Raw genomic sequence first — 13,613 nt, forward strand, 5'->3', positions numbered from 1 at the left:
GCTACTCTCCAGATGCTGCCGACAGGGCGGTTTTCCACCCCTCAATGAAATGGGGATCAAAAAAAGCAATCGCCTTTTTATCGAGGGACAGCATCTGGCGCTGTGCTTCCTGCACCCAGTGTTTATTGAGTTCATCGCCGTCAAACAGCACAGGGATCTGCTGTTCCGTTAAATCATGCCAGAATGGATTTTGACGACTCAGAACAAACGGAATACCAAATTGAATCAACAGACAGAGTGTTCCGATACCCTGCTGACGATTGAAAATGAAATAACCTAAATCGCATTGGCGCAATAATGATAAGTATTCATCAAAGGCTATTTGCTCTTTCAAAATGCGGATGTTTTGCGCCGGAAACAACGATAACGCCGTTTGCTCCACACTCTGGATATAGGCCTGATTATTATCAGGATAGCCCATTGGAATGATTACCTTTGCCTCATCGCCAAACTGGCGGTGGATCTTCTGCAAAGCTTCAATATGGCGATTAGATTGATCCCCTGAATTTCCCAATAAGATGGAAATCCCTTGCGGTGAAAATGTTTTCTCCGTTACCGTCAGCGTAGGGTTCATCCGGGTTGGGAAATAGAGTAATGATGATGGCACATCAGGTTTAGCCTGATTTGAATGCAGGATACCGCATTGGAGGCCCTTCTGGAAGAAGTACCTGAGATCGCCACGCGTGGCAAAAATATGCCCTAACCGCTTCTGTGCCAGGCGACGAATCAGATAGAACAAACGGAATTTCAGTTGGCGGGATTCTTCATAGAGATCAGCGCCCCAAACGTGCCAGAAGAATTGGTGTCGCTGAATTTTGCCCATTAATAAAGCCAACCACAAAGCAGCATTAAACTGCCCGTGGAAAAAGAAACGGACGGTTCTGTCGGCCTTCGCTTTCTCTATCACCGCCTGTGACAAGGCAGATTTGCTGTTATAAAGCGAAATAGCCAGGTCAGGGTAATTTGATAGCCATGTGTGGTCTTTAGACACCACCATAAAACACGGTTTGGCGGAAAAATGTATTTCCTGTGCCAAGACGTCATTAAAGAAACGCAGTAACGTTTGATTGTGATGTGGGATATCCGATCCCAAAACGTGAATTAGGGTTGTCATGCTCGCCTGCGATAAATAATAAATACGCTACAACAAAGAATGAAATAAACAATGTAAGTTACCATATATGACTGGGCAGCCCCCAACGCCCCATTTGCCGGTATCAGCCAATGAGAAAAACCCGTCAGTAAAAGGAACTGACTCACTTCAGTCAATATATAAAAACGCAGTGCCGCTTTCGCTATCACCAGATAACCAAAAACATAAGCACCAACTTTCAACACATCGCCCACTAACTGCCACGCAAACAGATCCCGCATGGCGATGAATTTGTCTGAAAATAACAGCCAAATCACGAAATCACGTAACAACCAGACAGAGAAACTGGCAGCAACCACAGCAGGCAAGACAAATTTCAGCGCCTTCATAATCTCGCCAGTGATTTCTTGTTTACTCTCCAAACGAGAAAGGGTCGGCAATAGATAGACAGTGAAGGAGGCGGTGATAAATTGTAAATAGGCATCTGAAATACTACTAACTCCCTGCCAAATCCCGACCTCTTCCCAGCTATAACGCGCTGCCAGTAAATTTCGCATCATGACATAAGCAACGGGCAAGGTAATGGAAGTCAGCAATGCCATAAGGGTAAATTTGCCCAAATGGCTGGCAATCGCACGATCCCACGTAGGTTTCAAGGCAGAAAACGTAATCACCTTGCGATGCAGTATCATCAGGCCGGCAGGTAAAACTACCAATGCAGGAACCAATGCCAAGCCAGCCAATGCTCCTTCATAGCCTCCCAGCCAATAGCAGAGGCCATAAGCCAGCATGCCTGTCAGGCTGCCCAAAATAATGGCTAACGCATTTCCCTTAGCATCCCTGAACCCTTTCAGGATTGCCAGAAAATAGTTGGCGTAAGCAATGCCCATTTGAATAAATGCGAGCGCCTGCACAACAGTTTTGTAATGGGTGTGACCAAACAGGCCAATACTGATAATTTCACTGAACCAGAGAAAGAACACTGCCAGTAAGGTCGAAAAACCCAAAATTATCAAGGACGATGTGCCCAATACTGCCCTGAGCCTTTCCGGTTGCTGATGATGTTCCGCCACGTATTTGGTGACACCATTAAAAATCCCTGCCCCAGAGAGCACACCTAATACAGTAATGAGTTGGCGAAAATTACCTGCTTGCCCAACACCTATTGGACCAAAAGATACCGCCAGAAGTTTAATGACCAGCAACCCCACACCGATCTTGATCAGTGTGGAGCCTGCTGTCCAAACAGAAGCTTTAGCAAGTGACATATCAGGCGAAAAATTCCTTGATACGATCGATAACGATTTGCTGTTCTATATCAGAGATGTTGTAGAACATCGGTAAGCGAACTAAGCGGTCACTTTCGCGGGTGGTAAAGCGATCTTCGCCGTGGAAACGGCCACATTTCTCACCCGCTGGGCTGGTATGCAATGCCACGTAGTGGAATACGCTCAGGATACCATTCTCTTTCATATAACTATTGAATGCGCTACGCTCTCCTACATCTTTGAGCTTGATATAGAACATGTGGGCATTGTGTTCCAAGCCTTCCGGGACAATTGGCAAAGCTAAGTATCCCGCGTCTGCTAACGGTTTCAGGGTTTGATAGTAGTTCTCCCACAAAGTCAGGCGGCGTTGATTTATTTTTTCAGCAAGTTCCAGTTGTGCCCACAGGTAAGCCGCTTGTAGATCAGACAACAGATAGCTGGAACCGATATCACGCCATGTGTATTTATCGACTTGTCCGCGGAAGAATTGACTACGGTTGGTGCCTTTCTCCCGAATGATTTCGGCACGGGTAATCATAGAACTATCATTGATTAACGTTGCCCCACCTTCACCACCGGCTGAGTAATTTTTGGTTTCATGAAAGCTGAAACAGCCAATATGTCCAATTGTGCCCAATGCACGGCCTTTATAGGTGGACATGACGCCCTGTGCAGCATCTTCCACCACATACAGGTTATATTTTTTCGCCAGTGCCATGATGGTGTCCATTTCACAGGCCACGCCCGCATAATGCACTGGTACGATAGCACAGGTTTTCTCTGTAATAGCGGCTTCAATCTTGTTCTCATCAATGTTCATGGTATCAGGACGAATATCCACGAATACAATGGTTGCACCACGCAGTACAAAAGCATTGGCAGTCGAAACAAAGGTATAGCTCGGCATAATGACTTCATCACCCGGCTGGATATCCAACAACATTGCCGCCATTTCCAGTGAAGCTGTACAAGAAGGTGTCAGCAATACCTTCGGGCAATTAAAACGCTGTTCCATCCATTCTTCACAACGTTTGGTAAATTCACCATCACCGCACAATTTACCGCTAGCCATCGCCTGTTGCATGTATTCAAGTTCAGTGCCGACTACCGGTGGTTTATTAAATGGAATCATCTCGTCCTCTGTATAACCAATATGCGGTGCTTTCAATGATGGCACCACGACGTGTATAAAGACGCAACGCAGCGATATTGCTTATTTGTGTCGCTACTCTCAGCCGTTGTATCTGATGGCTCTGGCACCACTGTTGCGCCGCCGACATTAATTTTTTGCCAATCCCTTGATGATGATTATCTGGTGCAGCAGCCAATAAGCCAATGCGTACTTCGCTGTTACCTATGTCCCTTAAGGTGACAAAACCCGCTATTTGGCCGTGTTCATCATTAATCAGTAGGCATTCATGATCAAACGTACCCAAAACGGCTTTTTCAACCCAAGCGGCGTAAAATCGCCCGCTGTCATCAGGTTGATACCACGGTGCGCGGAAGCGGCTGGTCGCAAATACACGCGCGGCAACGGCCTTTAATACGGGGATATCTTTTGGTTTTGCCGAAATGAGTGCTTTTCCCGTATGCATGCCAGGAATATCTCCCGCCTCAATCGATAACCGTAAATCGACCTCACCTTCAACCAGTGAAAATCCCAAGGCAGAAAGCTCATCGATAAGGCCTGTTTGTTGGGCCGCCACTTTAGCTTGCACCAATGCATATTGGTCCAAATCAGCAGCCGTCAATGCTGCCGCTTCCGACGAAAAATTCAGGCGGGCAGTAGATAAACCCAAAAACTGGCTTTCCCAAGCCAAGGGGTCAAGGTTGGCGTGAATAGACATTGAGCAAATCCATCAGATAATTGCCGTAACCTGTTTTCGCTAAATCCGTGGCAGCCACTTTTAATTGCTCCTCACTGAGCCAACCATTACGCCATGCGATCTCTTCCAGACAGGCAATTTTGAAGCCTTGCCGTTTTTCGACGGTCTGAACAAAAGTACTGGCTTCAATCAGGCTGTCATGAGTCCCCGTATCCAACCAGGCAAAACCACGCCCCAATAATTCAACATTCAATTCACCGCATTCCAGGTACATCTGGTTGATGCTGGTGATTTCCAGTTCCCCGCGCGCAGAAGGTTTTACTTGTTTGGCAAAATCCACGACTTTGTTGTCGTAAAAATAGAGACCAGTCACCGCCCAATTGGATTTAGGCTGTACAGGTTTTTCTTCTATGGAAAGTACCCGATACTGTTCGTCAAATTCCACTACACCAAATCGTTCGGGGTCCATCACCTGATAACCGAATACTGTCGCTCCTGTTTTTCGGTCAGAAACATGTTGTAGTTTCGGGCTAAACGCCTGACCAAAAAAGATATTGTCACCCAATACCAGACAGCAAGTATCCTTGCCGATAAATTCTTCACCAATCAGAAATGCCTGCGCCAGACCATCAGGTGAAGGCTGTTCGGCATAGCTAAGTTGGATACCAAATTGTTCACCACTACCTAGTAATCGTTTAAAAGCGGGTAAATCTTCCGGTGTCGAGATGATCAGGATATCGCGTATGCCCGACAGCATTAATACTGACAGCGGATAGTAAATCATCGGCTTGTCATAAATCGGTAATAACTGCTTTGATACACCGCGTGTTATTGGATACAAACGGGTGCCAGAACCCCCAGCCAGTATAATTCCTTTCATCTGCTCCCCCTGACGGGCTTATTCATTTCCTAACCCAAGTCGTTCCCCTGTATAAGAGCCATTCTGAACTCTTCTCCACCAACTCTCATTTTCCAGATACCATTGCACAGTCTTGCGAATGCCAGATTCGAACGTTTCCTCGGGAGTCCACCTCAGTTCACGTTCAATTTTTGCTGCATCAATCGCATAACGCATATCATGCCCCGGGCGATCCGTTACATGGGTAATAAGATCGCGATAATACTCTACTCCAGCAGGTTTTTCGGGGCGCAGCTCCTCCAGTAATTCACAAATCGTTTCCACAACTTCGATATTTCGCCGCTCATTATGTCCACCGATATTGTAGGTTTTGCCAGGCTCCGTCTGGGTGACCACCAAATACAACGCCCGCGCATGATCTTCCACATAGAGCCAGTCACGGATTTGCTCTCCCTTGCCATAGACCGGCAAGGGCTTGCCTGCCAGCGCATTCAGGATCATCAATGGGATCAGTTTCTCAGGGAAATGATAAGGACCATAGTTATTCGAACAGTTGGTGATCACGGTTGGTAAACCATAAGTACGGAGCCATGCCCTGACCAGATGATCACTGGACGCCTTTGATGCAGAATAAGGACTGCTTGGTGCGTAAGGTGTGGTTTCAGTAAAGAAACCATCTTCACCGTGCAGATCACCATATACTTCGTCTGTTGAAATATGGTGGAAGCGGAATTGGTTCTGTTTTTCCTGATCCAACTGTTGCCAAAATGCACGAGCCGCTTCCAACAAAGTATAAGTGCCGATGATATTGGTTTCGATAAAAGCTGCCGGCCCGTCAATGGAGCGATCAACATGGCTTTCTGCGGCCAAATGCATGACAGCATCCGGTTGATATTGCTGGAATACACGATCTAAGGCATCACGCTGACGGATATCAACCTGCTCAAACGCATAGCGGGGATGGTTGACAACCGGAGCCAGTGATTCAAGGTTACCCGCATAAGTCAGACTATCAACGACAACGACACTATCTTCAGTTTGATTAATAATGTGGCGAACAACCGCAGAACCGATAAAACCTGCACCACCTGTAATAAGAATACGTTTCAACGCCAAACTCCTTTTGTATCAACAACCCATTTTTGTTTTATTGCAGAACCATTAATGGCTTTAAACTGGCTATGATCCACCAGCATCAAGACAACGTCAGCCTGTTCTAATGCCGGGTTGACATCCATCAATTCCACCCTATCTTTCAGTAAATTAGGCAGTTCATGCACATTGGGTTCAACCGCGATGGTTTGCCCTGTATGCCACTGCGCAACCATTTTGGTAATATAAACAGCCGGGCTTTCCCGCAAATCATCAATATCTGGTTTGAAGGCCAAGCCAAAACAGGCAATTCTAATCTCATTTGCCCGTTTACCACTCTCAGCCAAACAGTCAGCAACTGCGGCTTTCACTTGATCCACGACCCACAGCGGCTTGCCATCATTCACCAAACGTGCGGTATGAATTAAACGAGATTGCTCAGGGTTCTGGGATACAATGAACCATGGGTCGACGGCAATGCAATGCCCTCCTACACCAGGGCCAGGTTGCAAAATATTTACTCGTGGATGGCGGTTTGCCAGGCTAATCAGTTCCCACACATTGATTCCCTGTTCGGCACAGATCAAGGAAAGTTCGTTGGCAAAAGCGATATTAACATCACGGAAGCTGTTTTCTGTCAGCTTGCACATTTCCGCTGTTCTGGCATTGGTGATAACACATTCACCTTCAAGGAAGATATTGTACAGCTCACTCGCCCTGCGGGAAGATTTGGCGGTCATACCCCCTACTACCCGATCATTTTTAATCAATTCCACCATCACTTGTCCGGGCAAAACACGCTCAGGGCAATAGGCGATATCAATATCTGAGTTTTCACCCGCTTGCTGAGGGAATGAGAGGTCAGGACGTACCGCAGCTAACCATTCTGCCATCTGCTCTGTCGCACCAACGGGAGAAGTGGATTCCAAAATAACCAAATCACCTTTTTTCAAGACAGGTGCTATTGATTCCGCCGCAGAACGCACATAGGCCATATCGGGTTCATGCTCCCCTTTGAAGGGAGTTGGAACAGCAATCAAGAAAGCATCCGCAGTTTGTGGAATCGTCACGGCTTTCAAAAAGCCCTCTTCTACCGCAATTTTTACTACCTTATCTAAATCAGGTTCAACGATATGAATCGAACCACGGTTAATCGTTTCTACCGCATGTTGATTAACATCCACGCCAATAACCCTCTTTTGACGGGAGGCGAACGCCGCTGCGGTGGGCAAACCGATATAACCCAGACCGATAACAGAAATTGTTTCAAAACTCATAATGTCACCTGATTTTTTCTTAATGCTTCAAGAATTCGCTGGCAAGCCCGGCCATCACCATAAGGGTTATGGGCATGGCTCATTTGTTGGTAGGTGTTAACATCTGTCAATAAACGCGTAACTTCCGCAACGATAGTTTGTGTTTCTGTTCCCACCAGCCGCACTGTTCCCGCATCAATCGCTTCAGGTCGTTCAGTGGTATCGCGCATAACTAAAACCGGTTTTCCCAGAGAAGGCGCTTCTTCCTGAATACCCCCTGAATCGGTCAAAATTAAATAGGCATGATTCATCAAATAGACGAAGGGCAGATAATCCTGTGGTTTGATAAGGATAACGTTATTAATGTTATGCAAAATGCGCTTAACGGGTTCACTGACATTCGGGTTCAAATGAACCGGATAAACTATCTGGACATCAGGATGCGCTTTGGCAATTTGTGCCAATGCTTCACAAATACGCTCAAACCCTTTACCAAAATTTTCACGGCGATGGCCTGTCACCAAGATCATTTTTTTATTTAGGTTAAGGAAAGGATAAAGTTCAGCAAACTGTCCATATATAGCTTCATCATTCATGATGCGATCACGCACTGATAGCAGGGCATCAATCACCGTATTACCGGTAACAAAAATACGGTTTTCCGCAATGGATTCTTTTAAGAGGTTATTCCGGGAATTTTCCGTCGGTGCAAAATGGTACATAGCCAAGTGTCCGGCAATCTTACGGTTGGCTTCTTCCGGCCATGGAGAATAAAGATCCCCTGTTCTTAAGCCAGCTTCAACATGACCTACCGGAATATGCTGATAGAAAGCAGCCAGACTCGTTGCCATGGTTGTTGTTGTGTCACCATGCACCAATACCACATCTGGTTTGAATTCTTCTAATACAGGCTTTATACCTTGCAGGATACGACATGTGATATCCGTCAGATCCTGCCCTTTTTGCATGATATTCAGATCAAAATCTGGCGTTATTCCAAACAGATGCAATACCTGATCCAGCATTTCCCTATGTTGAGCTGTGACACACACTTTTGCTTCAAAGGCAGTATCCATAGCCAACGCATGTACCAACGGGGCCATTTTAATGGCCTCCGGCCGAGTACCAAACACAGTCAACACTTTCACAGTGACTCTCTTATTTTGTCAATCATTGCAGATACTTCCAAGAATGCCTATCGTTTATTTTTACATACTGTTACTTATATGAACTATCGGAGCGAGGACGTCTTACTAAAGCGACACCTGCACCAACCAACATGCCTACGGCTCCCCATAAAATCATCATGAAAGCACGGCGAGGACTGTCTCGGTTAACGGGTTCCTGCGGTGTTCTGAGATAGCGGTAAGTCAGAAAAGAATCCTGCAAAGTCGGACCGACATTCAATGTAGCCAGCATCGCGATATTTTGATCATAATCAATGCTGTAGTCAGGACCTGTAGCTTCCAACGTTTCAATTTGGGCTTGCAGTAATGATGTACCCAGCATAAACATTTTGGATTCAGGCAGTTCTTCGATAGGGATGTTTGTCTGATTACGGTGAATTCCTTGCTTCTCAGCCACTTTCAGTGACTGCTGCAAGACATTCAATTCACGATTATATATTGCTTTTCCCACCATCTCCTGACGTTTCACCAACGCTTTCATTGACTGAGTCCGCGTCGCCCACGCCCCTTTAATTTCGTTGTTCAGGTGAGTACTCGCCCGTTGGTTGGCGAACGCAATATATTGACGCAGAAGTTGATTAGCTTCAACGGCGGTTTCTGCTGTCAATTTGATACTGTCATTTGATGATGTTTTATCATCACTGCGCGTAATTTTAATATCGTTGATCAATTCATCCAACAATACAGCATCCGCTTTGACATGCCCTTCCTTGCGTTGTTTGTAATACTCAGAATGAAGCCAAAATTCACGACGGGTATCATACGCAGAAACCTGTGTCATGAATTCTTTGTATGCACCGTCTGGAATGGTTGGTAATTGCGCTTCTGGCGAAGCATTGATATGGGTATCCAAATTGCGCAGAAATTGTTGTTGCGAATAGTAGCTACCCAAATTATTCGTTGTCGGTAAGTCCACAATAGCGGTTGTGCTCCATTTTTGCTGCATCAAATAAGATGCACCCAGAGCGGCGGCAGCGAAAATTATTGCCAGTGCGATAATCCATATCTTTCCATGCCACAAAGCATAACACAGTGCCCGAATATCCAGTTCATGCTCTATAGCAGGTTGATCCTGTTTAGATTTCGTTTCTGAGTTTATCACTGCACAAAACCTCTTTGATTGTCGATGTCTTTAATGATGGCTTGCTGCCCGACGTATACGACGCTTACACCGTTTGATAAAACGGGCTACCTTCCACGCTCTTTTGATGCAATAGCCATACAACATAAATGCAAGCAAAAATAATGCCAACATCACCCATTCAGGAACAAAAATCAACCGTTCAGCAATTATTCCGATCGATGCTAATAAAGCCGCCGCCAAAGTGATCAAAATAAATGCCTGACGAGAAGTAAACCCAGCACGCATAATTAAATGGTGAATATGCTGACGATCTGGAGAAAACGGACTCATCCCCTTACGCAATCGACGGTACATAATAGCAACCATATCCATCAGAGGGATTGCAATAACCCATAATGCTGTCACAGGGCTAATAGAAGCATTTTCCCCTTGCGTAGCTTCAGTCAATAGCCAAATAATGGTAAAGCCGATTAGGGTACTCCCCGCATCCCCCATAAATACCTTAAAGCGTTTTCCTAATATGCCAAGATTAAGGAAGATGTAAGGCAAAATCCCCGCTATAAACGCAAAACACCAAAACGCCAATGCCGTATTACCATTTTCATACAACAAAATACCCAACGCACCGAAAGAAACACAAGATAGCCCGCCCAGTAACCCATCAATACCATCCACCATATTGAAAGCATTGATAGCCGCCCAGACAGCAAATAAAGTCACAATATAGCTGAATGGCCCCAGAATCATTTCCCAAGGACCAAAGGAATTTCCTAAACTCTCTAGTTTAAGATCAGCAAAAAACATCATGCTAATGCCAACCAAGGCTTGGATAACTGCTCTAATCTTCACGCTGACATCAAACCGATCGTCTAGTACACCGACAAAAACCAGTATTCCTGCACAAGCCAAATATGGCCATTTGTGTGGGATAAACTCTTTTGTGATTGCAAACGCAAAACAAACACTAAAAAACAATGACATACCACCAACTAAAGGAATCAATCCTTGGTGACACTTACGGTAATTGGGCTTATCAACCAAACCTATATTTTTTGCGACCTTACGCGCCATAAACAAAAACGCGAATGAAAATATAAATATGTAAAAAATTTCGGCGCTCATCCTAGGAATATTCACAATAACAACTCTCTGCAAGATAACGATGGGCCATCTATTATCGATAGTCTTATAGATGCTTATGATTATTGATCTATAAGTTGGTATTCACAAAATAAGGAGTTCTACCATGCATAGAAAATCAATACATGGATAATGCTGACCATAGTTCGTGATCAATTACTGAATACTTGTAAGAAATTTACTTGGCATATACCCACTCGATCACACAAATAAGACATGCAAAATATGTGCCACCCAAGCCAAACACTGTGATAATGTAAAACCATAAAAAACGCCACAAAACGTGGCGCTTAAGTTGTCACTGAAGGATATTTTTTATCGCAAAACTAAACTATGAACGTTTCATAAAGTCGAAGAACTCTTCGTTTGTTTTTGTCATAGCCAGTTTGTTGATAAGGAATTCCATCGCGTCGATTTCACCCATCGGATGAATAATCTTACGTAAGATCCACATCTTCTGGAGCTCATCCTGTGTAGTGAGCAGCTCTTCTTTACGTGTCCCAGAACGGTTGTAATCAATAGCTGGGAAGACACGTTTTTCCGCAATCTTACGGGACAGGTGCAATTCCATATTACCTGTACCTTTAAATTCTTCGTAAATAACCTCATCCATCTTGGAGCCAGTATCAACCAGCGCAGTCGCAATGATGGTCAGGCTACCACCTTCTTCGACGTTACGTGCAGCACCAAAGAAACGTTTTGGACGATGCAGGGCATTTGCATCCACCCCCCCCGTCAAAACCTTACCGGAAGCAGGAACCACAGTGTTATATGCACGAGCCAGACGGGTAATGGAATCCAGCAGGATAATAACGTCTTTTTTGTGTTCAACCAGACGTTTTGCCTTTTCAATCACCATTTCAGCCACTTGCACATGGCGGGAAGCCGGTTCATCAAAGGTTGAAGCAATCACTTCGCCTTTTACCAGACGCTGCATTTCGGTGACTTCTTCTGGACGCTCATCAATCAGCAAAACCATCAGCACGCAATCTGGGTGGTTATGAGCGATGTTAGCCGCAATATTTTGCAGCAGCATGGTCTTACCCGCTTTTGGTGGGGCAACAATCAGGCCACGCTGACCACGACCAATCGGCGCTGCCAGATCCAGAACACGGGCGGTCAAATCTTCAGTAGAGCCATTACCGCGTTCCATACGCAAGCGGCTGTTAGCATGGAGTGGCGTCAGGTTTTCAAACAGGATTTTACTGCGGGCGTTTTCAGGTTTGTCAAAGTTGACTTCATTAACTTTCAACAGGGCAAAATAGCGTTCACCTTCTTTTGGTGGGCGGATTTTCCCTGAAATGGTATCACCGGTACGGAGGTTAAAGCGGCGGATTTGACTAGGAGAAACGTAGATATCATCAGGACCTGCAAGGTAAGAACTGTCTGCGGAGCGGAGGAAACCAAATCCATCCTGCAATATCTCCAGCACACCATCTCCGAAAATATCCTCTCCGCTTTTCGCATGCTGTTTGAGAATAGAGAAAATGATGTCCTGCTTACGCATACGAGCCAGGTTTTCCAGCCCCATATTTTCGCCGAGAGTAATCAATTCAGATACCGGCGTATTCTTTAATTCGGTAAGATTCATAATGGTGGGTTCTTTAACTCGGGGTATATCTCGAACTATGAACGTGAATGGTATGGCAGCATTATTGATGCCTGTTTATTTGTACCAGAAACGAATAAGACCTTCTAACATATTAAATTATATTACAAGGTAGTAGTTTGAAGTACTCAGATTGATTTCAAATAAAGCTGACAAACTGTCAAAACTATCTTCTAACTACCTATGTGCCATATGTTATAACTATCTATAATGTAGATACAATTCTATAATGCAAACACCATTAAAGTTCAACAGTGGGCACTATTTTTCAGCATACACATCTTCCAGCATACATTTTTTTGACATAAGCACTGTTAGCAGATTCTATACCTAACACCTAGCATGGAAAGGAGAAGGCTTGGCATAAAAATGCCTAGGATAAAACACCCTGCTTAAAGATATTCAGCATTAGAACGCTATGAGTGTACCAAGCTATATACTGAATTAGTCGTATATAGACTCAGAGATTTTACCAAATGCGATATGCCATCAGATACTTCAGGTGACCCAGAGATAACAGATTTATCAGACACTACAAATTGTTTAGTATGCAACACGCTTAATGTCAACTCTTTACACAAATAAACCTTTTATGCCAATAAACCTTTATATCGAATAAAGAGTTAGCTCAAGCGAAACTTCATACAAGCACATGGTCGCTAACTTATCATGCTTCGTAGCGGACGTCTAGCGGTCAATGAGATAAATCATCTCATACGTCAAACGTCCGTAATTACTGTGACCTGATTCTAAATTATAGGTGTGGTTCCAAAAACTCTTTCAGTTGAGTTTTTGACAAAGCGCCCACTTTTACGGCAACCTTTTCACCACCTTTAAACAGAATCAGAGTTGGAATACCACGAATACCGTATTCTGGTGCTGTTGCTGGGTTATCATCAATGTTCAGCTTGCCAACTGTCAGTTTTCCTTCGTATTCTGTGGCAATCTCATCCAGAATAGGGGCTATCATTTTGCAAGGACCGCACCACTCAGCCCAGAATTCAACGAGAACTGGACCTTGTGCTTTCAAAACATCGTTTCCAAAGCCAGCATCAGTCAGAGAAATAATATTCGCACTCATTTTTTGCTCCAAAAATAAAATCTTTTACAGTGTCAGTGTACATGAACCAACATAAGGGTGTCTTTATTTCAGCGGATACACTTTCTTAAAGCAATAGTTAACTGATATTCTACCATAC

General features: G+C 44.6%; 12 protein-coding genes. All 12 read right to left on the minus strand.

Going from position 1 to position 13,613, the window contains the following annotated elements; all coding sequences use genetic code 11:
• Nucleotide 1: 1 nt before the first annotated feature.
• On the minus strand, nt 2-1,114 hold the full coding sequence (locus ACSJJG_RS18740; RefSeq protein WP_481090195.1) for a TDP-N-acetylfucosamine:lipid II N-acetylfucosaminyltransferase: 1,113 nt from the start codon (nt 1,112-1,114) through the stop codon (nt 2-4).
• Nucleotides 1,111-2,361, minus strand: coding sequence for a lipid III flippase WzxE (gene wzxE / locus ACSJJG_RS18745; protein WP_481090196.1), 1,251 nt, complete (start codon nt 2,359-2,361; stop codon nt 1,111-1,113). Before wzxE ends, ACSJJG_RS18740 begins: the two co-directional genes overlap by 4 nt.
• A gap of 1 nt (nt 2,362) precedes the next feature.
• Nucleotides 2,363-3,493 (minus strand): dTDP-4-amino-4,6-dideoxygalactose transaminase, encoded by a 1,131-nt coding sequence (gene rffA, locus ACSJJG_RS18750; protein ID WP_481090197.1) that lies wholly within the window; start codon nt 3,491-3,493, stop codon nt 2,363-2,365.
• Entirely contained in the window at nt 3,480-4,208 is a 729-nt protein-coding gene (rffC, locus tag ACSJJG_RS18755) for a dTDP-4-amino-4,6-dideoxy-D-galactose acyltransferase (protein WP_481090198.1), read from the minus strand. The genes rffA and rffC overlap by 14 nt, the downstream gene beginning before the upstream one ends.
• On the minus strand, nt 4,186-5,067 hold the full coding sequence (rfbA, locus tag ACSJJG_RS18760; RefSeq protein WP_481090199.1) for a glucose-1-phosphate thymidylyltransferase RfbA: 882 nt from the start codon (nt 5,065-5,067) through the stop codon (nt 4,186-4,188). Before rfbA ends, rffC begins: the two co-directional genes overlap by 23 nt.
• A gap of 18 nt (nt 5,068-5,085) precedes the next feature.
• Nucleotides 5,086-6,156, minus strand: a complete 1,071-nt coding sequence (rffG, locus tag ACSJJG_RS18765; RefSeq protein WP_481090200.1) for a dTDP-glucose 4,6-dehydratase — start codon at nt 6,154-6,156, stop codon at nt 5,086-5,088.
• Nucleotides 6,153-7,415: a UDP-N-acetyl-D-mannosamine dehydrogenase gene (gene wecC, locus ACSJJG_RS18770; RefSeq protein ID WP_481090201.1), complete on the minus strand. Its 1,263-nt coding sequence runs from the start codon at nt 7,413-7,415 to the stop codon at nt 6,153-6,155. Before wecC ends, rffG begins: the two co-directional genes overlap by 4 nt.
• Nucleotides 7,412-8,542 carry a non-hydrolyzing UDP-N-acetylglucosamine 2-epimerase gene (wecB, locus tag ACSJJG_RS18775; RefSeq protein WP_481090202.1) on the minus strand — a complete coding sequence of 377 codons (1,131 nt, stop codon included), beginning with the start codon at nt 8,540-8,542 and terminating at the stop codon, nt 7,412-7,414. Before wecB ends, wecC begins: the two co-directional genes overlap by 4 nt.
• 70 nt (nt 8,543-8,612) lie before the next feature.
• The gene (gene wzzE, locus ACSJJG_RS18780; RefSeq protein ID WP_481090203.1) at nt 8,613-9,683 is read right to left on the minus strand and encodes an ECA polysaccharide chain length modulation protein; all 1,071 of its coding nucleotides are present in this window, start codon (nt 9,681-9,683) and stop codon (nt 8,613-8,615) included.
• 30 nt (nt 9,684-9,713) lie between these two features.
• Nucleotides 9,714-10,802: a UDP-N-acetylglucosamine--undecaprenyl-phosphate N-acetylglucosaminephosphotransferase gene (wecA, locus tag ACSJJG_RS18785; protein WP_481090204.1), complete on the minus strand. Its 1,089-nt coding sequence runs from the start codon at nt 10,800-10,802 to the stop codon at nt 9,714-9,716.
• Nucleotides 10,803-11,136: 334 nt separating this feature from the next.
• A complete protein-coding gene (rho, locus tag ACSJJG_RS18790; protein ID WP_198690304.1) occupies nt 11,137-12,396 on the minus strand; it encodes a transcription termination factor Rho in 1,260 nt (419 codons plus the stop codon).
• 772 nt (nt 12,397-13,168) lie between these two features.
• A complete protein-coding gene (trxA, locus tag ACSJJG_RS18795) occupies nt 13,169-13,495 on the minus strand; it encodes a thioredoxin TrxA (RefSeq protein WP_099133093.1) in 327 nt (108 codons plus the stop codon).
• Nucleotides 13,496-13,613: the final 118 nt, after the last annotated feature.

Source organism: Xenorhabdus sp. SGI 60 (assembly GCF_056632175.1).